Annotated in this window: 28 protein-coding genes and 2 tRNA genes; 19 read left to right on the plus strand and 11 right to left on the minus strand. The window is 62.7% G+C overall.

What is annotated here, in order from left to right:
- Window positions 1-7 precede the first annotated feature (7 nt).
- Window positions 8-979: a 2-hydroxyacid dehydrogenase gene (locus MU516_RS15420; protein WP_260278167.1), complete on the plus strand. Its 972-nt coding sequence runs from the start codon at window positions 8-10 to the stop codon at window positions 977-979.
- A 102-nt stretch (window positions 980-1081) separates the two neighbouring features.
- Here MU516_RS15420 and MU516_RS15425 read toward each other — a convergent pair.
- Window positions 1082-1168 (minus strand) — tRNA-Leu (locus MU516_RS15425).
- A 140-nt stretch (window positions 1169-1308) separates the two neighbouring features.
- Between MU516_RS15425 and lipB the strand changes: the two genes are divergently transcribed.
- The 4 genes from lipB (at window position 1309) to MU516_RS15445 (ending at window position 4880) form a co-directional block, all read left to right on the plus strand.
- A complete protein-coding gene (lipB, locus tag MU516_RS15430) occupies window positions 1309-1962 on the plus strand; it encodes a lipoyl(octanoyl) transferase LipB (protein ID WP_260278168.1) in 654 nt (217 codons plus the stop codon).
- Window positions 1963-2088: 126 nt separating this feature from the next.
- Window positions 2089-2514: a c-type cytochrome gene (locus MU516_RS15435; RefSeq protein ID WP_260278169.1), complete on the plus strand. Its 426-nt coding sequence runs from the start codon at window positions 2089-2091 to the stop codon at window positions 2512-2514.
- 195 nt (window positions 2515-2709) lie between these two features.
- Window positions 2710-4386: a cytochrome c oxidase subunit I gene (locus tag MU516_RS15440; protein WP_260278170.1), complete on the plus strand. Its 1677-nt coding sequence runs from the start codon at window positions 2710-2712 to the stop codon at window positions 4384-4386.
- On the plus strand, window positions 4386-4880 hold the full coding sequence (locus MU516_RS15445) for a DUF2244 domain-containing protein (RefSeq protein WP_260278171.1): 495 nt from the start codon (window positions 4386-4388) through the stop codon (window positions 4878-4880). Before MU516_RS15440 ends, MU516_RS15445 begins: the two co-directional genes overlap by 1 nt.
- Before the next feature lie 67 nt (window positions 4881-4947).
- Here MU516_RS15445 and guaB read toward each other — a convergent pair whose 3' ends face one another.
- Window positions 4948-6396 carry an IMP dehydrogenase gene (guaB, locus tag MU516_RS15450; protein ID WP_260278172.1) on the minus strand — a complete coding sequence of 483 codons (1449 nt, stop codon included), beginning with the start codon at window positions 6394-6396 and terminating at the stop codon, window positions 4948-4950.
- 261 nt (window positions 6397-6657) lie between these two features.
- On the opposite strand from guaB, the gene MU516_RS15455 reads away from it, so the two are divergent.
- The 4 genes from MU516_RS15455 to ppk2 all read left to right on the plus strand — a co-directional run bounded on the left by MU516_RS15455 (window position 6658) and on the right by ppk2 (window position 10599).
- On the plus strand, window positions 6658-7818 hold the full coding sequence (locus tag MU516_RS15455) for an OmpP1/FadL family transporter (RefSeq protein WP_260278173.1): 1161 nt from the start codon (window positions 6658-6660) through the stop codon (window positions 7816-7818).
- Window positions 7819-7917: 99 nt separating this feature from the next.
- Window positions 7918-8778 carry an ATPase gene (locus tag MU516_RS15460; protein WP_260278174.1) on the plus strand — a complete coding sequence of 287 codons (861 nt, stop codon included), beginning with the start codon at window positions 7918-7920 and terminating at the stop codon, window positions 8776-8778.
- Between the two features lie 4 nt (window positions 8779-8782).
- Window positions 8783-9709, plus strand: coding sequence for a homoserine O-succinyltransferase (locus MU516_RS15465; RefSeq protein WP_260278175.1), 927 nt, complete (start codon window positions 8783-8785; stop codon window positions 9707-9709).
- On the plus strand, window positions 9709-10599 hold the full coding sequence (gene ppk2 / locus MU516_RS15470) for a polyphosphate kinase 2 (protein ID WP_260278176.1): 891 nt from the start codon (window positions 9709-9711) through the stop codon (window positions 10597-10599). Before MU516_RS15465 ends, ppk2 begins: the two co-directional genes overlap by 1 nt.
- Before the next feature lie 143 nt (window positions 10600-10742).
- Here the strand turns inward: ppk2 and MU516_RS15475 are convergent.
- The 8 genes from MU516_RS15475 to MU516_RS15510 all read right to left on the minus strand — a co-directional run bounded on the left by MU516_RS15475 (window position 10743) and on the right by MU516_RS15510 (window position 14561).
- A tRNA-Cys gene (locus MU516_RS15475) sits at window positions 10743-10816 on the minus strand.
- A 93-nt stretch (window positions 10817-10909) separates the two neighbouring features.
- Window positions 10910-11929 (minus strand): tyrosine-type recombinase/integrase, encoded by a 1020-nt coding sequence (locus tag MU516_RS15480; protein ID WP_260278177.1) that lies wholly within the window; start codon window positions 11927-11929, stop codon window positions 10910-10912.
- Window positions 11926-12129 (minus strand): hypothetical protein, encoded by a 204-nt coding sequence (locus MU516_RS15485; RefSeq protein WP_260278178.1) that lies wholly within the window; start codon window positions 12127-12129, stop codon window positions 11926-11928. The genes MU516_RS15480 and MU516_RS15485 overlap by 4 nt, the downstream gene beginning before the upstream one ends.
- Window positions 12130-12189: 60 nt before the next feature.
- A complete protein-coding gene (locus MU516_RS15490) occupies window positions 12190-12762 on the minus strand; it encodes an MT-A70 family methyltransferase (RefSeq protein ID WP_260278179.1) in 573 nt (190 codons plus the stop codon).
- The gene (locus tag MU516_RS15495) at window positions 12759-13397 is read right to left on the minus strand and encodes an HNH endonuclease signature motif containing protein (RefSeq protein ID WP_260278180.1); all 639 of its coding nucleotides are present in this window, start codon (window positions 13395-13397) and stop codon (window positions 12759-12761) included. The genes MU516_RS15490 and MU516_RS15495 overlap by 4 nt, the downstream gene beginning before the upstream one ends.
- The gene (locus MU516_RS15500; protein ID WP_260278181.1) at window positions 13394-13633 is read right to left on the minus strand and encodes a hypothetical protein; all 240 of its coding nucleotides are present in this window, start codon (window positions 13631-13633) and stop codon (window positions 13394-13396) included. The genes MU516_RS15495 and MU516_RS15500 overlap by 4 nt, the downstream gene beginning before the upstream one ends.
- A 146-nt stretch (window positions 13634-13779) precedes the next feature.
- The gene (locus tag MU516_RS15505) at window positions 13780-13953 is read right to left on the minus strand and encodes a hypothetical protein (protein WP_260278182.1); all 174 of its coding nucleotides are present in this window, start codon (window positions 13951-13953) and stop codon (window positions 13780-13782) included.
- The gene (locus tag MU516_RS15510) at window positions 13953-14561 is read right to left on the minus strand and encodes a YfdQ family protein (RefSeq protein WP_260278183.1); all 609 of its coding nucleotides are present in this window, start codon (window positions 14559-14561) and stop codon (window positions 13953-13955) included. Before MU516_RS15510 ends, MU516_RS15505 begins: the two co-directional genes overlap by 1 nt.
- A gap of 90 nt (window positions 14562-14651) precedes the next feature.
- Here MU516_RS15510 and MU516_RS15515 point away from each other — a divergent pair, with 90 nt between their 5' ends.
- The 10 genes from MU516_RS15515 to darG all read left to right on the plus strand — a co-directional run bounded on the left by MU516_RS15515 (window position 14652) and on the right by darG (window position 22897).
- Complete coding sequence (locus MU516_RS15515; protein WP_260278184.1) at window positions 14652-15020, plus strand: hypothetical protein; 369 nt, start codon at window positions 14652-14654, stop codon at window positions 15018-15020.
- Window positions 14914-15489, plus strand: coding sequence for a hypothetical protein (locus tag MU516_RS15520; RefSeq protein ID WP_260278185.1), 576 nt, complete (start codon window positions 14914-14916; stop codon window positions 15487-15489). The genes MU516_RS15515 and MU516_RS15520 overlap by 107 nt, the downstream gene beginning before the upstream one ends.
- Window positions 15490-15537: 48 nt before the next feature.
- Entirely contained in the window at window positions 15538-16245 is a 708-nt protein-coding gene (locus MU516_RS15525) for a hypothetical protein (RefSeq protein WP_260278186.1), read from the plus strand.
- Window positions 16246-16256: 11 nt separating this feature from the next.
- The gene (locus MU516_RS15530) at window positions 16257-16580 is read left to right on the plus strand and encodes a hypothetical protein (RefSeq protein WP_260278187.1); all 324 of its coding nucleotides are present in this window, start codon (window positions 16257-16259) and stop codon (window positions 16578-16580) included.
- Window positions 16577-19030, plus strand: coding sequence for a hypothetical protein (locus MU516_RS15535; protein ID WP_260278188.1), 2454 nt, complete (start codon window positions 16577-16579; stop codon window positions 19028-19030). Before MU516_RS15530 ends, MU516_RS15535 begins: the two co-directional genes overlap by 4 nt.
- 86 nt (window positions 19031-19116) lie before the next feature.
- The gene (locus MU516_RS15540; RefSeq protein ID WP_260278189.1) at window positions 19117-19692 is read left to right on the plus strand and encodes a hypothetical protein; all 576 of its coding nucleotides are present in this window, start codon (window positions 19117-19119) and stop codon (window positions 19690-19692) included.
- A gap of 142 nt (window positions 19693-19834) precedes the next feature.
- The gene (locus tag MU516_RS15545; RefSeq protein ID WP_260278190.1) at window positions 19835-20371 is read left to right on the plus strand and encodes a lysozyme; all 537 of its coding nucleotides are present in this window, start codon (window positions 19835-19837) and stop codon (window positions 20369-20371) included.
- 12 nt (window positions 20372-20383) lie between these two features.
- Complete coding sequence (locus tag MU516_RS15550; RefSeq protein WP_260278191.1) at window positions 20384-20737, plus strand: hypothetical protein; 354 nt, start codon at window positions 20384-20386, stop codon at window positions 20735-20737.
- 454 nt (window positions 20738-21191) lie between these two features.
- Window positions 21192-21827: a type II toxin-antitoxin system toxin DNA ADP-ribosyl transferase DarT gene (gene darT, locus MU516_RS15555; RefSeq protein ID WP_260278192.1), complete on the plus strand. Its 636-nt coding sequence runs from the start codon at window positions 21192-21194 to the stop codon at window positions 21825-21827.
- Window positions 21824-22897 carry a type II toxin-antitoxin system antitoxin DNA ADP-ribosyl glycohydrolase DarG gene (gene darG, locus MU516_RS15560; protein ID WP_260278193.1) on the plus strand — a complete coding sequence of 358 codons (1074 nt, stop codon included), beginning with the start codon at window positions 21824-21826 and terminating at the stop codon, window positions 22895-22897. The genes darT and darG overlap by 4 nt, the downstream gene beginning before the upstream one ends.
- A gap of 234 nt (window positions 22898-23131) precedes the next feature.
- Here the strand turns inward: darG and MU516_RS15565 are convergent, their stop codons facing one another.
- A complete protein-coding gene (locus tag MU516_RS15565; protein ID WP_311319116.1) occupies window positions 23132-23374 on the minus strand; it encodes a type II toxin-antitoxin system HicB family antitoxin in 243 nt (80 codons plus the stop codon).
- Window positions 23375-23531 lie beyond the last annotated feature (157 nt).

Below are 23531 nucleotides of genomic sequence, written 5' to 3' on the forward strand. Positions count from 1 at the left end.
GGGGGGGATGGCGAAACCCAGGATACTGGTCACCCGCCGCTGGCCCGCCGCGGTCGAGGCCCGGCTTGCGGATCTGTTCGATGCCGATCTGAACGTCTCGGACCGGCCGCTTGATCAGGACTGCCTGAAGCAGGCGATGCAGCGATATGACGCGATCCTGCCGACGGTAACCGACAGGATCGGCGCCGCGACGCTGGAACTGGAACGGCCGCAAGCGAAAATCCTTGCCAATTACGGCGTCGGCTACAGCCATATCGACATGGCGCGCGCCGGCCAGCACGGCATCGTGGTGACGAACACGCCCGATGTCCTCAGCGAATGCACCGCCGATCTGGCGATGACGCTGCTGCTGATGGCCGCGCGCCGCGCGGGCGAGGGCGAACGCGAGTTGCGCGCCGGACGCTGGGGCGGCTGGCGGCCCACCCATCTGATCGGCACCAAGGTGTCGGGCAAGACGCTTGGCATCATCGGCTATGGCCGGATCGGGCAGCAGATGGCGCGGCGCGCGCATCATGGTTTCGGCATGAAAATCCTTGCCTATAACCGCAGCAAGGTCGCGCCCGAGGTTCTGGCGCCATGTGCTGCGACACAGCTGGACAGCATCGACGAATTGCTGCCGCAGTGTGATTTCGTGTCGCTGCATTGTCCGGGCGGGCGCGAGAACCGGCATCTGATCGATGCGCGCCGACTGGGCCTGATGCGGGCCGGTGCGTTCCTGATCAACACCGCACGCGGTGAGGTGGTGGATGAAGAGGCGCTGGCCCGCGCGCTGTGGTTCGAGACGATCGGCGGAGCGGGGCTGGATGTGTTCGACGGTGAACCGCGGATCAATCCCGCGCTGCATGGCTGCGAGAACCTTGTCATGCTGCCGCATCTGGGCAGCGCCACCACCGAGGCGCGCGAGGCGATGGGATTTCGCGTGGTCGAGAATCTGCGCGACTTCTTCGAGGGGCGCGAGCCGCGCGACAGGGTGAACTGATCCACGCGCCGCAACGCCGATCCATGATCACGACCAAGGCCCGCGACAATGCGGACCGACGGACGTTGTCGCCCGGAAAACCTGAAGGCTGGATTGAAAATCTGGTGCGGTCGAGAAGACTCGAACTTCCACTCCGGTTAAGGAACAGCGACCTCAACGCTGCGCGTCTACCAATTCCGCCACGACCGCATCCGGGCAGTGCGCGGGGTCATAGCCGAGCGGAAAGCGATTGAAAAGGGCTTTCTTGCGGCAATGAACCTCTGCGGCGATGGCCGGATACGTCGTCCGGGCACTTGACGCCAAACGGCCTTGGGGTCACATGCGCACGCATGGTGGAATGGATCATCAGTGACGGCCTGACAGGCCACGAAGAGGCCGTCGCACGGATGGAGGCCCGCGTGGCCGCGATCCACGCGGGCGAGGCGGACGAGCTGATCTGGCTGGTCGAGCATCCGCCGCTTTACACCGCTGGCACCAGTGCGCGCGACGCTGATCTGCTGGACGCCCGCTTTCCCGTCCATGCAACGGGTCGGGGCGGACAATATACCTATCACGGTCCCGGGCAGCGTGTCGTTTATGTCATGCTTGATCTGAACCGGCGTGGACGGGATGTCCGCGATTTCGTCGCCCGGCTGGAACGCTGGGTCATCGCCGCGCTGGCGGAATTTGGCGTGACCGGAGAGATCCGCGAGGGCCGCGTCGGTGTCTGGGTCGCGCGCCCTGAAAAACCGGGTCTGCCGGACGGCACCCCACGCGAGGACAAGATCGCGGCGATCGGCGTCAAGTTGCGCCGCTGGGTCAGCTTTCACGGCATCGCCATCAATGTCGAACCCGACCTGACCCATTACGCCGGCATCGTTCCATGCGGCATCAGCGGCCACGGTGTGACCAGCCTGGTCGATCTTGGCCTGCCGGTCGCCATGCCCGATCTGGACAGTGCGCTGAAACGTTGCTTCGATCCGATCTTCGGTGCGGATCACTGACCGCCGGAAATCTGACGAACATGTGCAAATCTTGCCATGCGACCTTATGACGGGTGGATTCCGCAATTTGAGCGCCTATAACCGGGCGTTGGGACATCCAATTCTGGTTGAGCGAGGAAAACACGTATGAAAATCGCGATTATCGGCTCTTTGATCGGTGCCGCCCTAGCCATGCCCGCATTCGCACAGGACGGAGACGCCGCCAACGGCGAAAAGGAATTCCGCAAATGCAAGGCCTGCCACATGATCCAGTCGCCCGACGGCGAGGACATCGTGAAGGGCGGCAAGGTCGGGCCGAACCTGTACGGAATCGTCGGGCAGCCGGCGGGCAGTCAGGAAGGCTTCAAGTATTCGGACGCGCTGATCGAACTGAAGGACAGCGGCGAGGTCTGGACGGTCGAGGATCTGGCCGCCTACATCACCGACCCGAACACGTTCGTTCAGGAAAAGACAGGCGATGACAGCGCGCGGACCAAGATGACCTTCAAGCTGAACAAGAATCAGGCGGACGTCGCGGCCTTCCTGGCCAGCCACTCGCCCGAGGCGGAATAGGCCGCGCTTGCAGAAAGTGCGGCAATCCGTCGCAGTTCAGCCTTACATCGCCTCCGCGGAATGTGATATTCTTGCGGAGGCGTTCCAATTTACGCCAGTTCGGCACATTGCCCGGTGCGCGCCACTGGTCTAGAAGACTTACGGAACATCGCCGGTCTGCCTGACCGGCTCGACGATATCTGAGGGAGTTCGGGTATGGCAGACGCAGCCGCTCACGGCCACGACGACCATCACGACCAGCGCGGGTTCTTTACCCGATGGTTCATGTCCACCAATCACAAGGACATTGGTATTCTTTACCTTTTCACCGCCGGTCTGGTGGGCCTGATCTCGGTCAGCTTCACCGTGTACATGCGGATGGAACTGCAGCATCCGGGCGTGCAGTATATGTGCCTTGAAGGCGCGCGCTTCATCGCCGATTCGACGGCCGAGTGCACGCCGAACGGCCATCTGTGGAACGTGATGATCACCTATCACGGCGTCCTGATGATGTTCTTCGTCGTCATTCCGGCCCTGTTCGGCGGTTTCGGCAACTATTTCATGCCGTTGCACCTTGGCGCCCCGGACATGAGCTTCCCGCGCCTGAACAACCTCAGCTACTGGATGTATGTCGTCGGCGTCGCGCTTGGCGTCGCGTCGCTTCTTGCCCCGGGCGGCAACCAGCAGATGGGTTCCGGCGTCGGCTGGGTTCTGTATCCGCCGCTGTCCACGACCGAGGGCGGCTATTCGATGGATCTGGCGATCTTCGCCGTCCACGTCTCGGGCGCGTCTTCGATCCTTGGTGCGATCAACATCATCACCACGTTCCTGAACATGCGTGCCCCCGGCATGACCCTGTTCAAGGTGCCGCTGTTCGCCTGGTCGGTGTTCATCACCGCGTGGCTGATCCTGCTGGCACTGCCGGTTCTGGCTGGCGCCATCACCATGCTGCTGATGGACCGCAATTTCGGCACGAACTTCTTCAATCCGGCCGGCGGCGGTGACCCGATCCTTTATCAGCACATCCTGTGGTTCTTCGGCCACCCGGAGGTGTATATCATCATCCTTCCCGGCTTCGGCATCATCAGCCACGTCATCGCCACCTTCGCCAAGAAGCCGATCTTCGGCTATCTGCCGATGGTTCTGGCCATGGCGGCGATCGGCGTGCTGGGCTTCGTCGTCTGGGCGCACCACATGTACACCGTCGGCATGTCGCTGACCCAGCAAAGCTATTTCATGCTGGCGACCATGACCATCGCGGTGCCTACAGGCATCAAGGTGTTCTCGTGGATCGCGACGATGTGGGGCGGTTCGGTCGAGTTCAAGACGCCCATGCTGTGGGCCTTCGGCTTCCTGTTCCTGTTCACCGTCGGCGGCGTGACCGGCGTCGTGCTCAGCCAGGCGCCGCTGGACCGCGTCTATCACGACACCTATTACGTCGTGGCGCATTTCCACTATGTCATGAGCCTTGGCGCCGTCTTCGCCATCTTCGCGGGGGTCTATTTCTGGATCGGCAAGATGTCGGGCCGCCAGTATCCCGAATGGGCCGGCAAGGTGCATTTCTGGATGATGTTCATCGGTTCGAACATGATCTTCTTCCCGCAGCACTTCCTGGGCCGTCAGGGCATGCCGCGTCGCTATATCGACTATCCGGTCGAATACGCGTTCTGGAACAATATCAGCTCGATCGGTGCCTATATCAGCTTCGCCTCGTTCCTGTTCTTCATCGGGATCGTGTTCTACACGCTGCGCGCCGGACAGCGCGTGAACGTGCCGAACTACTGGAACGAGCACGCCGACACGCTGGAATGGACCCTTTCCTCGCCCCCGCCCGAACACACGTTCGAGCAGCTTCCCAAGCGCGAGGACTGGGATCACGCCCGCGCGCACTGATGCCTTACGAATGGCAAGACGCGGCCCCGGACGATTCCGGGGCCGTTTGCTTTCGGCTGCGGGTCTGGCCATACCGTTCGCTGCCCGTGCGCGGCTTCGTGTGGTTCATCGGCGCGACCGCGGCGCTGCTTGCGCTGCCGCTGCTGGCGGCGCTTGGCACGGCGGTGCTGTGGGGGTTATTGCCCTTCGCGGCGCTGGTCGTCTGGGGGATGTGGTACGCGCTGCAGCGCAGTTACCGCAGCGGCGAAACGGTTGAGGAATTGACGCTGGATCGTCAAACCCTGTGGCTGCAGCGGCACGACGCCGGACGGCCGGTGCGACAGTGGAAGACCAACAGCTACTGGGTGCGGCCCGCGCTGAGGAAAGGCCCGGTCGAGGATTATTTGACCCTGACCGACGGTCAGCGCGAGATCGAGCTTGGGGCGTTTCTGACACCCGAGGAGCGCCGCGCTTTGTGCACGGATCTGCAAAACCGGTTGGCGCGCCTGAGATAGGAAATGAATGGCCCGGTGACCGGAAAAGCCTGGTCACCGGGCCTTTGGCTCTTTCGCTGAGGCGGCGTTATCCCAGCCGATAGTTCGGGCTTTCCCGCGTGATCTGGACGTCGTGGACGTGGCTTTCCTTCAGCCCGGCACCGGTGATCCGCACGAAATTGCAGTTCCGGCGCATCTCGGCCACGGTCGCGCAGCCGGTATAGCCCATCGCCGCGCGCAATCCGCCGACCAGCTGATGGATCACCGTGCCCGCCGGACCCTTGTAGGGCACCTGGCCCTCGATCCCCTCGGGGACCAGCTTGTCGGTGGCCGCGTCCTTTTGGAAATACCGGTCAGCCGAACCGCGCGCCATGGCGCCCAGGCTGCCCATGCCCCGATAGGACTTGAACGAACGGCCCTGATACAGGATTACCTCGCCGGGGCTTTCATCGGTTCCGGCGATGGCGCTGCCGACCATGGCACAGCTGGCCCCGGCAGCGATCGCCTTGGCGAAATCGCCCGAGAACTTGATGCCCCCGTCCGCGATCACCGGCACGTCGCCGGCGGCGGCCGAGGCGTCCATGATCGCGGTCAGTTGCGGCACGCCGACCCCTGCCACGACACGCGTCGTGCAGATCGATCCGGGGCCGATGCCGACCTTGACGGCGTCCGCGCCGGCATCGATCAGCGCCCGGGTCGCTTCGCCCGTGGCGACATTCCCGGCGACCACCTGCACTTCGTTCGAGAACGCCTTCACGCGTTCGACCGCCTTGGCGACACCGGCGGAATGGCCATGCGCGGTGTCGATCACGACCATATCCACGCCCGCCTCGATCAATGCCTGACTGCGTTCGAAGCCCTCTTCGCCCACGGTCGAGGCAGCCGCGACCCGCAGCCGACCCAGATCGTCCTTGCAGGCCAGCGGGTTCAGCACCGCCTTTTCGGTATCCTTCAGCGTCAGCAGCCCGGTCAGATGCCCCTTGCCATCGACGACCAGCAGCTTTTCGATCCGGCGTTCCTTCATCAGATCGATCGCCTGCTGACGGTCCGCCGGCTCGGTCAGCATCGCCAGCCTGTCTGATGTCATCATCACCTGCACGGGCGTCCTGTCGTCGCTGGCAAAGCGCATGTCGCGATTGGTGACGATGCCCATGACCCGGCCCTGATCGTCCACGACCGGAAATCCGGTGACGCTGTAGCGATCCTGCAACGCCTTGGCATCCGCCAGGGTCTGGTCGGCGCGCAGGGTGATCGGATTATAGACGATCCCGCTTTCAAAGCGCTTGACGCGGCGCACCTCGGCGGCCTGCTGATCGATGGTCAGGTTGCGGTGGATCACCCCCATGCCGCCCGACTGGGCCATGGCGATCGCCATGCGGCTTTCGGTGACGGTATCCATCGCCGAGGACAGCAGGGGAATGTTCATCCGGATGGAACGCGTGACCTGCGTGGTCACATCGGCGGTCGATGGCATCACCGTCGAGGCGGCGGGAACCAGAAGCACGTCGTCGAAGGTCAGGGCCTCACGAATCTGCATGGGAGTTTCCTTGCGGCAAGTTCGTTTGGCAGTTTCCCCTTTCACGCGCAGGCGGGTTTGTCCAGCCCCCGATCTGGTAACAAGCGCACCCACCGGCCGCCGTCGGGCAGCGGTTTCGTTGCAATCAAGTCACTATGCCGCAAGGTCACATCCAATATGCATAAAATTCGCGCCTGTGGTGAATTGAACCGTTGCCTTCACACGCTAAGGTGACCGCATGATATCGAGAGGGGCGCACACCCCTGAGAGGGAGGCAACAAGATGAAAAGAACTGCTACAGGAATGGCGGTCCTGCTGATGGGCACGGCCCCGGCATTGGCCGGCGGGATCGAGCGCGCGCCGCAATCGCTGACGGCTTTGTTCGAGGAAGGCAACTATGCCGAGCTGAGCTTCGGCGGTGTCGATCCGACCGTCGAGGGCACCGACGAGCTGGGCTTTCGCACCGGCGACGTGGCGCAGGGTTATGGTTTCCTGGGATTGAGCTACAAGCACCAGTTCACGCCCAATTTCTCGGCCGCGATCATTATCGAGCAGCCTTTCGGCGCCGATATCCGGTATCCGACCCAGCCGGGCCTGGCCCCCGATCCTTCGCAAATCGGCTCGGTCCTGCTTGGCGGTACGATCGCGCGCGTGGATTCGACTACTTTCACCGCGCTTGGACGCTACAAGTTCGAAAACAATGTCTCGTTTCATGGCGGCATCCGCGGATCCCGCGCGGATGGCAATGTGACGCTGAACGGTGCCGCTTATGGCCCGGTCGCCGGATACAATGTGGATCTGGACACCGATACCGGAATTGGGTGGGTCGCCGGTGTGGCATGGGAAAAGCCCGAAATCGCCGCCCGTGTCTCGCTGACCTACAATTCCGAGGTCGAGCACGAATTCGACACGACCGAGTCGGGACCGGCGATCGACACGCCGTTCGGACCCTTGCCGTTGCTGGACGGCGAATCCACCACCACCGTGAATACCCCTGAAAGCTGGAACCTCGAATTCCAGACTGGCGTCGCCCCTCAGACGCTGGTCTTCGGCTCGGTCCGTTGGGTCAACTGGTCCGAGTTCCGTGTGGATCCGGAGAACTTCGTGGCCGTGACCGGCGGCGGTCTGGTCGAACTGGAGGATACCACCACCTACACCCTGGGTGTCGGCCGCCAGTTCAGCGAAAACTGGGCCGGTTCGGCGTCATTTACTTATGAAAAGGGTGGCGATGACCTTGTTTCGCCGCTGGCCCCGACCAACGGCCGCAAGGGGATCACGCTTGCCGCGATCTATACGCGCGACAACATGAAGATCACCACGGGCATCAATTACACCAAGCTGGGCGACGCCAACCCCGAGACCGGCACGCCGGACGTTCAGCGCGCCTCGATGCGCGACAGCGACGCATGGGGCGTGGGCGTCAGGGTCGGCTACAGCTTCTGATCCCGCATCGACGCAACAATGGCACGGCCCCGCTTCGGCGGGGCCTTTGCTTTGTTGGGCCAACGGATTACCTATGCGCCGTTCAGAAAGGGAACCGGCATGATCTATGGCAGTGGCGACGCGTGGCGGCAGGCAGCGAACAGGCGCATTGCGCTGTTCGGCATGTCCGGGCTTGGCAAGACCTACCTGTCCAACATGCTGCGCGCCGCGGGCGACTGGTTCCACTATTCGATCGATTACCGCATCGGCACCCGCTACATGGGCGAATACATCGCCGACAACTTCAAGCGCGAGGCGATGAAGGTGCCGCTGCTGCGGGAATTGCTGATGTCCGACAGCGTCTATATCGCCAGCAATATCACCTTTGACAATCTCGCGCCCCTGTCCACCTATCTGGGCAAACCCGGCAGCCCCAGCCGGGGCGGCCTGCCATTCGACGAATACCGCGTGCGCCAGGACCAGCATCGCCGGGCCGAGATGTCGGCCCTGCTGGACACACGCCATTTCATGAATCGCGCGATGGATATCTATAATATCCCGCATTTCGTCTGCGACAGCGGCGGCTCGATCTGCGAGGTGGTGGACCCCGACGATCCCGATGATCCGGTGCTGGCCGCGCTGGAACGCGACCTGCTGATGGTCTGGATCAGGGGATCGGACGCGCATACCGCCGAACTGGTCCGTCGTTTCGACCGCGCGCCCAAGCCGATGTATTACCAGCCCGAGTTCCTGGAAAAAGCCTGGGTGGCCTATCGGGTCGAGAAGGGTCTGCAGGGCGAAGAGGTGAACCCCGACGATTTCATCCGCTGGACCTATGCCCGTGCACTGGCCCATCGGCAGCCGCGATACGAGGCGATGGCGCGTCGCGGCGTCACCGTTCTGGCCGAAGAGGTCGCCGAGGTGAAGACGCCCGCCGATTTCACTGACCTGATCGCCCGTGCCATCGACCGCAAGGATTGATCTGATGCCCATCACCCTGAACGAAGACCTGCCCGCCTTCCGCATCCTGTCGGACGAAGGCGTCATGGTGATGTCGCCCGGACGCGCGGAAAAGCAGGACATCAGACCGCTGCGGATCGGGTTGCTGAACCTGATGCCGAAGAAGATCCAGACCGAGAACCAGTTTGCCCGGCTGATCGGCGCGACGCCGCTGCAGATTGATTTCCAACTGATCCGCATGTCGCAGCATGAAAGCCGCAACACTGCCGCTGATCACATGGAAAGCTTTTACCGCCCCTTCGCCGACGTCGAGGCATCGGGCGAGAAATTTGACGGGCTGGTGATCACCGGGGCGCCGATCGAACATCTGCCCTTCGATCAGGTCACATACTGGGACGAACTGACGCGGGTCTTTGAATGGACCCAAAGTCATGTGCATTCCACCTTCGGCGTCTGCTGGGGCGGCATGGCGATGGCGTCGCATTTCCACGGCCTGCCCAAGCACATGCTGGATCACAAGGCGTTCGGCTGTTTCCGGCATCAGAACCTGGCACCGGCCTCGCCCTATCTGCGCGGCTTCTCGGACGACGTGCTTGTGCCGGTCAGCCGCTGGACCGAGGTGCGCCAATCCGACGTGGATAGCTGTCCGGGGCTGACGACGCTGCTGGCCAGCGATGAGGTCGGCCCCTGCCTGCTGGAAGATAAGGGGCATCGGGCGCTGTATGTGTTCAACCACTTCGAATATGACAGCACGACGTTGAAAGACGAATACGATCGGGATGTGGCGGTCGGAAAGACCATCAACGTGCCGCGCAACTATTATCCGGGTGATGATCCCGCGGCTGTGCCAACGAACCGCTGGCGCAGCCACGCCCATCTGCTTTACGGTAACTGGATCAACGAGATCTACCAGACCACGGAATATGACATGACCCGGATCGGAACCCGCTGATGGCCAAGTCAAACCGCGCGATGCCGGAACTGCCGCTGGTCGGACAGATCTCGGACTACCTGGACAAGGGCGCCCCGAAAGAGATCCGCAAGACCATCGAAAAGGCCGGCAAGCACGATATCCTCGACCCCGGCTATCCGTATCGCGAAGAGATGGACAAGGACGACTACGAAGACCACCTGGAGGCGCTGCAACTGCAACTTGTGCGGATGATGCACGATGTGGTGTCTACGGGTAAGCGGCTGGTGGTCCTGTTCGAGGGGCGTGACGCCGCGGGCAAGGGCGGCACGATCGAACGTGTGCGCGAGAACCTGAACCCGCGATCCTGCTATATCGTCGCGCTGCCCAAGCCGACCGAGCGGGAACAGGATCAATGGTATTTTCAACGCTATGTGGACTGGCTGCCCGCCGCCGGAGAGATCGCCCTGTTCGATCGCAGCTGGTACAATCGGGGCGTTGTCGAGCGCGTCTTCGGCTTCTCGACTGACCATCAGCGGAATGCGTTCTTTCGGCAGTTGCCGGGGTTCGAACAGACCTTGGTCGATGACGGCATCACACTGGTCAAGCTGTGGCTGAATGTGGGACGCGCCGAACAGTTGAAGCGGTTCCTGGACCGCGAACAGGATCCGCTGAAACAGTGGAAGCTTTCGCCCATCGACGTGGACGGCCTCGCGAAATGGGACGACTACAGCACCGCGATACGCGACACGCTGAACCTGTCGCATTCGCCCATCGCGCCATGGACGGTGATCCGGTCAGATGACAAGCGCCGTGCCCGGATCGCTGCGATCCAGACGATCCTGCATGCGGTGGATTATGCGGGCAAGAACCCGCGCGCCATCGGCAAGGTCGATCCGCAGGTCGCCGGTGACCCCGAACTTCTGCTGTGATGCACGGCTGCCTGCACGAATTCCTGCGTCCGCGGGATTATGCCGTCGCAGGTTTTGCCTGATCCCGGAATTTGCATTGAAACGCCGCCTCTGCCGAACCCGGCAAAGTCGCCTTCCGGGTCAGAAACACATGACGACATTCTTGGAGGTGGGTACCGGAATCGAACCGGTCTTCACGGATTTGCAATCCGGTGCGTAACCACTCCGCCAACCCACCGTAGTGCTGCGTTTGCTATGGTTTTCGAGAAACGGGGTCAAGAGGGTTATCACACCCGTTATCACTTTCACGTTCTGGCCCTGTTCTGTTCCATCAGCTGCGCTTGGCTCGGGCCTGACGCGCCCGCATGATCTGGCGAGCTTCTCCGGCATACTTCCGCACCATCGCTTTGGTGCTGTGGCCGCTGTAGGACATGATCTCGTCGTCGTCGCAGCCTGCCCACGCCAACTCCATCACTCCACGATAGCGCAGCGCATGGAGATCGTAGGCTTCAAACCCAAGCCGCCGGCGCTCGGCCAGCATTAGTTCGGCCAGGCGCCGATACTCCATCCGGCTGCCATCCTGCTTGGTGATGATGTGGCGGGCGGGCAGAGGGGCGAAAGGTAGCGCGGCCTTCGCATTGTCCAATGCGGCCTTGAGAGCCACTGTGCAGGGCAGAATCAGCGGCTTGTCGCCCTTGTTCTGTCGCAGCCTCAGAGTCCCGTCGCCGACTGGGTCATAGTCTCCCCAGGTGAAGCCCACCCAATCTCCGGGTCTTTGAACGGTGCCGACGCCGATCTCGAAGATCAGCCGTTCAACTGGTCCCGCTTCGGTCCGCCACCTCTCAACGGCAGCATCGGGCCACGGGACGTGTGGTTGTCTGCGATCCTTCGGCACGGCCAGCCGCTCGATACCTTTCGCAGGATTGTCGTTCAGCCAGCGCCGCCGGATCACTTCCTTTGCGATCATGCTGATGGCAACGGGGATGTAATTCGCGAATCGGACGCGATGCTTGTTTTTGTCCATCGCCGCATAAATGTCGGCTTGCGTCAGGCGCGCCACGTCACGCTTGCCGATCTTGTCGATCAGGTAGGCCAGAACCGGCTCCAGGTCTTGGCGGTAACGTGTGGATTTTTCGGCCCATCGATCCGATTCGCGCAGGATCTTTATGGCCGCAGCCCAGGACCGTTTGGCTTCCATCGTCTTGCCGGTCATGACCTCCCAGTATTGGCGGTCAAACTCGGCCGTACCCTCGGGAGCGGTGAAGCGGTGAAGATATTTCCCGCCTTTGCGGAAATACAGGTATCCGGGCTTGGCCTCGAACACATAGGGCTTGCGACCTTCCTTCCTCACCAGTCGATTCCTCCGTCTACAGCCTCACCGCTGACGATCTTGCGCAGATCATCCACGGGCCACCTTACCATTCCGGGTGCAATCTCGCGTCCGCGTGGCAGGCAGCCGCTATCTACCAGCCGCTGAAACTCGGACTGCCTCATGTCCAACAGCTTCGCGGCGGTGCTGGCGCTGGCGAATAGAGGCTGGACTTGGCCCATGTTACTTACCCTCTTTTTGTCCGCGGCGGGCGGCTGGCTTGGGTATATAAGGTCGCGTCATCAGCCCGCCTCCTCGAATTTGTCGGCCTCGTTTCCCCAGTTCGACCAGCCCGGTCTGCGCTGCCGACTGAAGACCTCGATGCGTCGGCCTTCCGGCATCAGCTGCTCGGCGGCCGCGAAGGCCTCGTCGGGTTTGCGGCTGTGTTCGCGGATCTTGCCCATGACGACCGACCGGACCGAGCGTGTGGTCTTCGGCTGGCCGCGCGTGCCGATCAGGAAGGGCTCGCCCGCGCAGCGCAGGATGTAGCCGGTGCCGAAGGCCTGCTTGCCGGTGCGGGTCAGCTTGGCCCAGTGGCCGGCCGTCTTGAACTCAAACCCCCAGGCGCTCAGCACGTCGATTGCCTGGGGCAGCATCGGGTTGGTCGCCCAGAGCCACAGGATGCTATCGTCTGCCGCCAGCGCGCGGACGGGCAGGGCGGCGATATCGGCCAGCGACATGCAACCATATTGCGCCTTGGCGTTCTTCGCTTCGCCCGCTTCGGTGAAGTTGTCGAATGACCAGGGCGGATCCGCCATGATCAGGTCGAAGCCGCCGAAGGGCCGCAGCGCCATGAATTGATGCAGCGGGCTCATTTCTTGCGCCTGCGCGCCTCGCGCGCCTGGTTGTCGAGGCGCGCGATCGCCGTCAGGGTGGGCTTCACCTCGGCCGGGGCGGCGTCGAATTTCAGGCCGGTCCAGCGACCGTTGAGCCTTGGCAGCAGACCCCGCGGGACCGGCTCCCAGTTCGACGGATCGGTGTTGGTCTTGTCGCCGTCCAGACATTTCAGCACATGGCCATCGGGCACCGGACCATTGGCCTTTTCCCATAGATAGCGATGCTTGTGGACGGGCCGCGTCGCGGCGCCGGACCAAGGGTTAGGCTCGTCGATGATCATCACGACATAACCGTCCTTGGTGTCGACGCGCTCGTGACCTGGTCCGCGACTGTTGTGCGGCATGTTGCCTTTCTTGAAGCGGGTCGCCGCGCTGTTGGGATGAAACGGCATGGACTTGCCCTTGTTTTCGGGCTCTCGGCCGGGCTCATAGCGACCCGTTCTGCCGGTCATCCATCCTTTGCGTTTGCACAAGGCGTTCAGGTTGCTGAGCGAAACATCGTCGCGCTCGAAACGCGCACAGAACAGCGCATGCAGCTCACGGCGCGGCATGCGGCACCTGGCTTCGATCCAGTCCAGTTCGTCCTGGTCATAGGCGATGGCGCGGCGCTTCATCCGTCGCCTCCCCCGATTTTCGGCAGCATCGGCATGATCTGCGATCCGTGCTGCGCCCACAGCTTCGCGGCGTTCAGCTGCAGGTTCGCGTTGCCGACGATCTGGTCGGCAACCGCCACGATGGCATCGGTGCGCTTGATCTCGGCCTCGAGGCTGTCGCCATCGATGGCCTCATCGGAAAGCCGCTCGAGCTGCGCGAACAGGTGGTTGTTCAGGTCGGATAGCTTGTTTTTCACGATTCAGGGTTCCTGCTGCAATTGACTGGGGCTCGCGCGGCATTGGCGGGCTTGATCAATTTGGATGAAAGGGCCACGTTCACGCGCGGTGTCCTTATGCCAGAACTGGGACCCCCACGGGGCGCCTTCGGGCGTCCCGTTTCATTTCAAGCGCCGGAACGTGCCAGTGCGGACAGGTGGCGATCGATCTGTGCGCGTGCCTCCTGCAGCGACTCCGCCGTGCCGTGGCCGTCGGTTTCCTCGTGCACCCAGACGAACGGGGTGCACGGGACATCGAAGGTGCGGATGGGGATGCCGCGGTGGGTGAATTCCAGCGGCATCACGAGACGGTCGTTTCAGGGATCCCCATGATCAGCGGAACCCCGGTTGCATCCCGTGCGATCGCCATGGCCTCGCGCGCAGCGTCGCGAAGGGCGACATCCGGATTGTAGATCTGGACGATGAACTTCACGTCGGAGTTGGCCTTGCGATAGCGGAAGCGCACCGCCAGCCTGTAGAGCGCGCCTTCCTCGAAGACCGGGATCGCGATCATGAACAGGTTGGGCAGTGTCAGGGGCTGTCCGTCCGGGTCCTTGTGCTCGGTCAGGAACTGAACCTTCGCCTCGCCGGTGTCGCGGTTTGTGGTGACGTTCATGTGGCCCGTCTCATGCACCTTGAACTCGCGTGACAGCATGTTCAGCGTCGAATACTGGCCGAACCTGCCCTGCACGCGCGCCGCGATCTGGATCATGCGCACTTCCCACGGCTCGGCCTTGTCGGTGCCCTGGCTCAGCAGCGCTGGTGTGGGGTCCAGGAAGTCATTGGCGTTCTCTTCGATGAACTCGCCGAACACATCCTTGTCCAGTGACTTGCCGCTGATCGCGTTCCAGCGCTTCCATTCACCGGCGAGGTCCGCGTCAACTCGGCCGTCTTGCGCGCGTGATCCCATCGCGCCCGCCAGGGGGCGCGACCGGGCCGCCGTGGACGTGGTTCAGCCGCGGCGGCCCATCCTGAACCCGGACCCTCAAGGAACAGACCGATGGATTTTACGCAGTTCGACAGCCGCGCCGGCGCCGAGACCGCAGGGCGCCTGCATCTCAGGCACCCGGCAACCGGAATTCCCCTCTATGCCGATGAGGCCCATGAGCAGCCCTGCATCGTGTTGGTGAAGGGCACCGAGGCGCGCTCGGCGCAGGCCGCGATGCGGGCCGCCCGGCAGGCGAAACTGGCAGGCGGCAAGACCGGCGAAGACGCCGACAGCACGCTGGAGGATCCTCGGCCGGACGACCGATGCGATCGCCGTGTTCGGGATGGACGCCGCCACCCTGCGCGTGACGATCACCGATCCCATCGACGGGGTGATCCACGACGTGACGCACGCGCTGATCGAGACGGTTTCGGTCCATGACGCCTGGTCATACTGCTTCGGCGAGATCAGCAGTTCCCCGGACCTGATCCTGCGCGATCTTCCGATCTGGTCAGGTGCCACCCTGGCGATCCAGATCTCGGCCCCGGGAGGAACCGCGAGTGTCGGGGAGATCCTGATCGGACAGGATCATCCGATCGGCCGCACATTGGTGGATACGACCATCGGTCTTCAGGACTATTCGATCAAGGAGCGCGATGACTTCGGGGGCGCGGTCGTGGTCGAGCGCGGCTTCACCCGCACGGTCGATTTCCGGTTCGTCTTTCCGACCGAGGATGCACGGCGGATCCAGTCGATCATGTCGCGCATCCGGGCGTCCGTCGCGGTGTTCTATGCCGGGGTGGGCACCGACCGGTTCGCGACCTCGGTGCCCGGCTTCTATCGCGACTTCGCCGTGCCACTGAGCACCCATTACAGCTTCGGCTCGCTGGAAGTCGAAAGCCTGCTCTGAGCCCCGCAACCATTGGAAGGGAGCCCGCCGGCGAGCGGGTGTATTGCCATGCCGTTTACCACGCCGCCGCCGGCGCCGAACCGAAACAACCCCAGCACGTTCTCAGCCTACATGGACGCCTTCCTCGCGTGGCTGGTGGTGTTCTGGCAGGAGCTGAACAGCGCGCTGCAGCTCTTCTCGACGAAGGGCTATGCGACATTCCAGGGTGGCAGCACGGCGAACGCGCTGGTGCTTTCGGCAGGCTATCCGCCGGGGTCGATCGAGATCGGCACGAAGATCCGCTTCCGCGCCACGCAACCCAACACCGGGTCCGCGACGATCAATCTCGACGGCACCGGTGCGCGGCAGTGCCGGACGATCACCGGGGCCTCGCTGCCCGCCGGCTATATTCGGACCGATGTCGAGACCGAGGCGGTGTTCGACGGAACACGCTGGATCCTGGATCGGCGCCCCGAGATCGGCTCGAACGCCAACGGGCAGTACTACAAGACAGCAGAGGGCCGGCTGGAATGCCGTGCCGTGCAGGAATCCATCGGTCTGGTGAACAACCCCTGGACCTATCCCCATCAATTTGCCGGGAATGCGGATGTCGTCCTCGGCAATGCCGTCACGGCCGTCGGCGATGCGATCACCATCACGACCGCCGGCACCGGCAGCGCCAGCTCCATCTCGCTGCAGTTCCGGACCCAGTCCGGAGGTGCGAATGCCGTCGCAGGATCGCGGGCCACGGTCCTGGCGATCGGTCGTTGGTACTGAGGGAGATCGTCATGCCGAACATCATCGCCATGGGCCTGAAGCAAGGGGCGACCTTGCGGGCCGCGCTCGCCTTCGATCAGGCCGAGTGGGACCAGGTCTTCCCTGCCGACAATATCCGCTGCGAGGCGCGTCTCGGCGGCGTGCTGCGACCGGTCACCGTCACGCCAAGGCAGGATCTCCTGTGCGTCATCTTCTCGGCCGACACCAGCGACTGGCCGATCGGCGAGAACCATCTCGACCTGCGCGTCGAGCGGAACGGGTTCACCGTCTACATCCCCGAGCTGGCGACTGTCGCCATCCCGATCCTTGAACATGTCACCGAGGCGCCCGAATGAAGCTGATCATCAACATGGGCCTCAGCGCCCAGGTCATCGACCTCCCCCTGAGCGGCGAGACGATCGGGGACCTGGTCGCGGCCGGCGAGATCCCCGATGTCGGCGCGATCTGGGATATCCTGAAAGGCGACGCGGGCGACGCGCCGGTCCCGCCCACGACGATCACGGCGCCATCGGCATCGGCCGGCAGCGTCGGCGAGGGAACCGAGATCACCTTCGTGGCCGGCGTCTATGCAGGCGACGAGCCGATGACCGTGTCACGCGTCCTGCGCGTCGATGGCAGCCTGGTCGATGCCGAGTTCAGCGAACTAAGCTACACGCCCCCGATCACCGGCGCGAACCGTGTCGTTTCCGTCACCGAGACCGCCACGAATGCCGCTGGCACGAGGACCGAGACGGTCACGGTGACGGTCCAGCGTATTCCGGTCGCGCCTTCGGTCGCGACCGAGCCGACCATCAGCCCGGCATCGCCGCAGCAGGGCGATACAATCACGATCGTTCCGCCGACCTGGCAGGGAGACACCCCGATCACCGTCGAGTTCGTGGCGACCTTCAATGGAACGGACGTCACCGCATCCGTCACGGCGGATGGTCCCGATCTCTCCTATGCGGCCGGGTCTTCGGGCGAGTTTGTGATCACCTTCTCCGCCACCAATGCCGCCGGGGGCCCGGTGCTGTCCTCGGCCTCGATCACCGTGGCGGCGTTCGCGCTGATCAATACCGGGCTCAACCTCAATACCGCCAACATCATGGTCCAGGGCGAGAGCCAGGCGGCCTCGTGGTTGTTCGATACCTGGGGGGTGAACGAAGATCCTGCGCGCCCGTCGCATGAATGGAGCCAGCTGTTTCGGGCTGCCTATACCGGATCCCGGTTCGGGCCCGTGGTGGGCGGAGCCGGGCCGTTGCCCGGCGGGTTGCCCGGGATCGGCAACGGCGCGATCATCGGTCCGGCGAACGGCACCTGGAGCACCTGGAACTTCGGGACCTTCCCCGCCGGCAACGATCCCCGGAACGACCTGGCGAACTTTCAGGCGCTGGTGATCTGGGAGCGTGCCTCCGGCGGCTCCAATGGCGAGTTCGCGGATCCCTGCCGATGGCACGACCGGGAACACATGCTCGGCGCGCAGACGGATTTTGAAGGCGAGTGGCTCTATGTTCAGCGCGCGGCGCAACAGGGCATCAAGAGCATCTTCCTGGCCGGGCCGCGTCAGCCGATGATCGATGACGGCGCGACGCCGACCGATGGCGTTCGGGACGACTGGCGCCAAAGGGCACTGGGCACGGATGTTCCCGTTCGGGTGCGCCAGCAGTTCCTGCAATCGCGGCTGGTCGCGAACGGACATTCCGATATCTCGGTCTACATCCTCCCGTTCCATCTGCTGGAGATCAGGCTGCACGACGATGTGCGGGACGGCAGCCCGGAGAAACCGGCCTCGATCAGCAGCTATTACGACTACCACGCCGATGATGCCGGCTGGGTCAACAACAATGGCCATCACGCCTACATGCATTCGCGGCTGGGATCATATGCCGACTGGTGCCTTGCCTACGCGGTGCTCTTCGCGACCAGTCCCGTCGGCCTGCCGAACGCGATCGGCAGCACCTCGGTCACCGCGGACGAGGCGCAGTATCTCCAGGCGCTGGCATGGGAGATCGCCCAGGATTATTATCCCGCGGGTCTTGGCGGCGAGACGGCGGCGGAAGTTGTCTGGGAACCCTACCAGGGTGAAGCCTTGCCGGCCTTGCTGCCGGCGTCCCGCACCGTCGTCGAGGTTCCGACCGCCACCATCTACACCGACATTGCGGGCAGCATGGTCGCCGCGAACGGGGATCCGGTCGGCAACATCAACGGGTACGCCGCGGCCAGCGAGGCGGCGAGGCCTGTCCTGACCGGAGATCGGCTGGTCTTCTCGGCCGATCCGATGTCCGCGACGCTGACGGGCTTTGCTCCGAATTACGGGATGCTGCTCGTGAGCCTGAACGACCAGATGGCCGAAGAGGAAATCCTGTTCCAGGCGACCGGCGGGGGGACCTTCTCGATCAAGGCTGACGCCGACAATGCCGCCTTCGGTCATATCCTCGTCCTCGACTATGAGGGCGGCTGGACGTTCTGCGGTGTGCCTTCGGAATACTTCGACGGTCGGCCGATCCTGGTCGAGTGGGAATTGCGCGCCAGCGGCGAGCGGACGGTTCTCAAGGTGACCGATCCCGGTGTGGCGCTCGCAAGCGACGCCAAGCTCAGAAGCCAGATCCTGACGGACCGCGGCCTCAGCGGTGTCCGGACCGGCTTCACCCTGGGTCCGCCGAATGGCGCCGAGACCGCCGAATTCGATCTCTACGCGATGTTCGCCACCGATCAGATCCCGACCGACAAGGACCGGCTGAAGATCTACGCGCATCTCGAGAACGTCTTCGGCGGACCGATCTGGTTCCCGGATGCGTATGGGTGAGCTGGGAGTGTTCCTGCCCGTAGAAATCGCCACTCTGTCGTCCTCCACTCGGCGCCAGCGATACGCCTCAGCCTGAAAGGGAAGACATGGCAGAGAAGGAACACCCGTTCTGGTCGTTCGTGGCGGACGAGGCGAAGAAATGGGCGACCCGTGTCGCCTTTGCCGGGTTCGCCGCCTCGCTGGTCCTGGTGTTCACGCCCACCACGGACCGGCTGGCAGCGATCTGGACCAGCCCCGAGCAGCTGACCGAGATCGCGCAGAAGCTGGACGTGCTGACCCAGGAGGTGAAGCGCGCCAATGGCGAGGATCGGGTGATCAGCGAGGCGCCCGGGTTCAGCTACGTGAAGGAGCCGGTCTATCTGGGCGAGGCGATCACGCTGAACATGGTGGTGAAGCGCACGCGGACCGGGGCAGGGTGCACGCTGCTGACCCGCACCGCACTGTTCACCGACGAGACGAACATCCCGTCCGCCGGCGGCTCTCAGAAGCCCGCGCGCCAGGTCGGCACCACCGAGACGCCGATGCGGCTGGTCCTCGATGTTCCGCCGCAGGTCCGGCCGGGCAGGGTGACGGTCTATCTGTCGCTGGAATTCGAGTGTGGCGACAAGCGCGTGTTCGACCGGACCAGGCCGGTCCCGTTCATGCTGCTGCCACCAGGATAGAACAACCGGACGGGAATACTCGTAACACACAACACACGCCGTCCGGTCGTTAGGTCGCTTATGTCTCGATCTGGCCCGCCTGTCAGCTTGTACATTTGGACAGAATTCCGCCCCGCCTCGCGCGGGGCTTTTTCATGGAGAGATGACGATGACGCAGTTTCTCGCCGCGCTGGGGGCGTGGTTCAGATCGATGTTCTCGACCAGGAAGCGGGCTGCCACCACGGCTGGCACCGCCGCGGTCCTCGCCGCCGCCGCGGCGTTCGTGGGGCCGTGGGAGGGTGAACGGACGGAAGCCTATCTCGACCGCATCGCCAGCCCGCCGGTCTGGACGGTCTGCTACGGCGAGACGCGCGGCGTGAAGCCGGGGGACAGCTACACCTCGGCCGAGTGCAGCAAGATGCTGATGGCGGCCCTGGGCGAATACCGCGATCAGCTGACGCGCTGCGTGCCGGCGCTGCCGCAGCAGCCCCCGGGCGTGCAGGTCGCGCTGTCCAGCTGGACCTACAATGTCGGGGCAGGGGCCGCCTGCGGCTCGACCCTCGCGCGGCTGGCCAACGCGGGCGACTGGCGCGGGGCGTGCAACCAGCTGCCGCGCTGGAACAAGGCCGGCGGCAAGGTCGTGCGCGGCCTGACCAACCGCCGCGCCGCCGAGCAGAAGCTCTGCCTTTCCGATCTGTAAGGAGTTGACCTGATGATCCGCATCATTCGAGAGATTTCGGCCACGGTGAAGATGGCCAACGACATCGCCGCCCAGTCGGGCGACGGGCCCCGCTGGACGCTGTTCCTGACCAATCGCAGCTTCATCGCCCAGGTCGTGGCGCTGATCTTCGCGCTGCTGGCGATCTTCGGTGTCTTCCTGCCGATCGATGCGGCTGACGTGGCCGAGATCATCGGTCTCGCTGGCTACCTGCTGGCGCAGGGCTGGTCGCTTTGGGAGCGGCTGCGCGGCAAGACCCGCGCGGTCTGGAACGGCGACCAGGCGCGCAAGGCCGTCGAGGAAGCCGACGCCCTCAGCAAGGCGCTGCGCGATGCAGGGGCGCGGTGAGGCAGCGCAAGATCAGGCCGAATTGCTGGGAGCTGATCGGCCGAAAGCGCGCAGGCCGGATCCTGTGTACGTGATGGAGGCCGGGAAGCGGCCTGACTGCGCTGCGGCTTGGCGCGTGCAGCAAGTCAAAAGAGCAGCGTTCGGTCGCGCAGCAGCGAGACCAAAGCTGGTCTCGCTCCGAGGGCCGGACTCTGGACCTTCGCTGTTGCCGCGAGACCATCGGGCCCCCCCACGAAGCAGACCTTGGACACCCCGCGGACGACCGCGGCACCGCACCAAGCTTAGCGGGTGGGGAGTAGATCTTCGCTGTGCTACGTTTGGACGTGTTGATGGCAAAAAGTGGGGAGTTTCGTCACTGAGCGTCCAATGCAACCAAGCGAGGAAATGACTGGGGCCCGAAACTTCAGCACACGTCTACTTGTTGCGGGGCTGTAGGTCGTCTAGCTTCACCAGCATGTCGGCTGAACTTCTCAACCCTCTCAAAGCACTGATCTTCAGAATTGTCCACAGGGACAATATCGGTCAGGTGCTCCAAGCAGGCTGCCATTGCCGTAGTGCAGCGGCGGTACAGTCAGGCTACGTGGAGATCGGCAACCAAGAGTTGATCCAGCGGCGGACACATCGCGTCGTTCCTTGTGTGCCTGGCGGAACGCTGAGCGACTACGTACCGTTTTATTTCACGCCATACACGCCGATGCTCTACAATATCAAGACTGGCTATGGCGTCCCGCAGAAGCCATTAAAAGATATTGTAATTCTTGTCTCCTCTCTGCATAGGCTGAGACACCAAAACATCCCGTTCGTGTTCAGCGACAGGCACGCCTATCTCAGAACCGCGCAGTTCTCGAATGACCTGAATGATCTCGACAGGATCATTTGGTCTGTGCTTCAAGCGCGGGACTTCAAGCGCGACGACATAGATAAGTTCGAAAAGTACCAAGCAGAGGCTTTGGTACACCAGCATGTTCCGGTCAGCGCGCTGTTCGGAATGGTATGCTATGATCACGAAACACGCGATCAGGTTAGTCAGTTGGCTGTCCATCACGGTACCGCCGTCGAGATCGTCACACAAAGAAGCTGGTTCCTATGATGCTCGAGTTCACCGAAGGAAATCTGCTGGAAGCCGACGCGGAGGCGCTCGTCAACACGGTCAATACCGTTGGCGTGATGGGCAAGGGGGTGGCCCTTATGTTTAAGGAGGCGTTCCCCGAGAACTTCAAGGAATATGAAGCAGCTTGCCGCGCGAAGGAGTTGCAGGTCGGAAAGATGTTCGTGACGCGCCGGGACTCGTTTCTCGGACCGAAATGGATCATCAATTTCCCGACGAAGGCGCACTGGCGTTACCCGTCTAGGATGGAATGGGTTGAACGCGGGCTGGACGATCTCAAGGCCGTGATACTGAGCAACGAAATTCGTTCCATAGCGATACCGCCGCTTGGAGCTGGCAACGGAGGGCTCGAATGGACTGAGGTCAGGGAACTGATTGTCGAGAAGTTTCAGGATTTGAAGAACGTTCAGATCCTTATCTACGAGCCAACTAAGAAGTACCAGAATGTCGCTAAGCGAACCGGCGTCGAGAAGCTGACTGCCGCCCGCGCATCTATAGCGGAGTTGATTCGGATGTATTCGATCCTAGGCATCGAATGCTCTCTACTTGAGGTCCAGAAGCTCGGCTATTTCCTTGAGCGTTTCAATCGCAAGCTGTCGCTTCCGGAGTTTGAGTTCGATTTTTCCGCCAACAAGTTCGGCCCATATTCGGACAAGCTCAAACACATGCTTAACGGGCTCGATGGCAGCTATCTGCATTGCGATAAGCGGCTGTCAGATGCAGGTCCTTTTGAACCGATCCGTTTTGACGAATCGAAGCGCGATGTGGTCACGCTTTTCATGAGGACGGAAGGCAAATGTCATTTGCCAGCCGTTGAGGCGACCTCGGCTCTCATTGATGGCTTCGAGTCGCCGATGAGCATGGAATTGCTCGCCACGGTTGACTGGCTTATTGTTGAGATGGAGGCGGAGCCAAGTGTTCCAGGCATTCGAGAAAAGCTTCGGGCATGGCCAGGGGGACAGGCATCGGCGGATCGCAAGCTAGGTTTGTTCGAGGATCGCATCATCGACATCGGTCTCGATGCGCTCAAGCAGGCGGCTCTTATTCCTTGAAAAGTGAGCTGCTGTAAAACCAGTCCCGTGAAGTGACGTCACAGCCTCGACCGGGTCCGGCCATTAGCTATGCGAAGTGTGAATGATTGCTCTGGGCCGAACATTTCACGCGCTCTTGCAGCGACCGCAAACAGCTGCAACCTCTCACAAGGTGATGAGGGCGCTATGACCTGACCGCCTGACCTCGGCTAAACGCACTTTGGGCGACGAATCCGAACGCGGATCAGAGTCAGCTTATGGTGCAGTGAATGGTATCTGTATCAGCACCGCGCCGGCGGCCAACTCGGCCTGTACTTCCTCTCGCGCCCGCAGTTCGTCGAGGCTGGTCGGCTCTACATACTGCATATCCTCGAACCAGAGCCTCAGGGCTTCATCGGCAGTTCTATAGATTCCCGAAAACTCATCGCTTGCAGCGATGCACCCAGGAAGATCCGGAAAGGTCATGCCGAAAGCCTGAGCTTCAAACTGATGCACCACGGCAATGAAGTACTTTATGGATTCACCCGTCTGCGACGTATGCCTCCGGGGAGGGCCGCCTGAGCACGGGATTGGATTTCAGCTAAGAGCCTGAAGCTATGGCAGACCATAGCATCATGTCCCAGGTAGAGGTTCTCTCGGTCACGGATACAGGCCG

This window comes from Paracoccus maritimus (assembly GCF_025195095.1).
In the GTDB taxonomy this organism is placed as follows: Bacteria; Pseudomonadota; Alphaproteobacteria; order Rhodobacterales; family Rhodobacteraceae; genus Paracoccus; species Paracoccus maritimus.